The following is a 317-nucleotide window of genomic DNA, read 5'->3' on the forward strand; positions in this document are numbered from 1 at the left end:
CTCCGGTCAGCATGGTCCCAAGACCTCTCTGCCCGGCTCCTGGTCCGGGCTTCTTTTTAGCGGTCTTGGTCCAGCTTGGAACGGATGGCGCCGAGAGCGTCCACGATGGCGTCGGCGGCGTGGCCGTCCAGCGCGATTTCCAGAATGCCTTCGGTCGTCTCGATCGAGAGGATGCCGAGCGCACTCTTTCCATCATCGACCGTCGCGACATGGATTTCGGTCGGGACGAAAGGCGCCGCCTTGTCCTTACGCTTCATCATTCACCTATGTTGACGCAAATGACGCTTGCCGAAAGCCGGCGTCATATTCAAGCGGGC

1 protein-coding gene is annotated in these 317 nt (G+C 60.6%); it reads right to left on the reverse strand.

The window, feature by feature from the left end; translation table 11 throughout:
• Positions 1 to 56: 56 nt before the first annotated feature.
• Positions 57 to 260 (reverse strand): hypothetical protein, encoded by a 204-nt coding sequence (locus EN807_RS33985; RefSeq protein ID WP_246684532.1) that lies wholly within the window; start codon positions 258 to 260, stop codon positions 57 to 59.
• Positions 261 to 317 lie beyond the last annotated feature (57 nt).

This window comes from Mesorhizobium sp. M5C.F.Ca.ET.164.01.1.1, from assembly GCF_004792125.1.
In the GTDB taxonomy this organism is placed as follows: domain Bacteria; phylum Pseudomonadota; class Alphaproteobacteria; order Rhizobiales; family Rhizobiaceae; genus Mesorhizobium; species Mesorhizobium wenxiniae.

Excerpts from the sequence above, each read along its gene's own strand:
- EN807_RS33985 (WP_246684532.1), bottom strand. The coding sequence starts at position 260 with ATGATGAAGCGTAAGGACAAGGCGGCGCCTTTCGTCCCGACCGAAATC.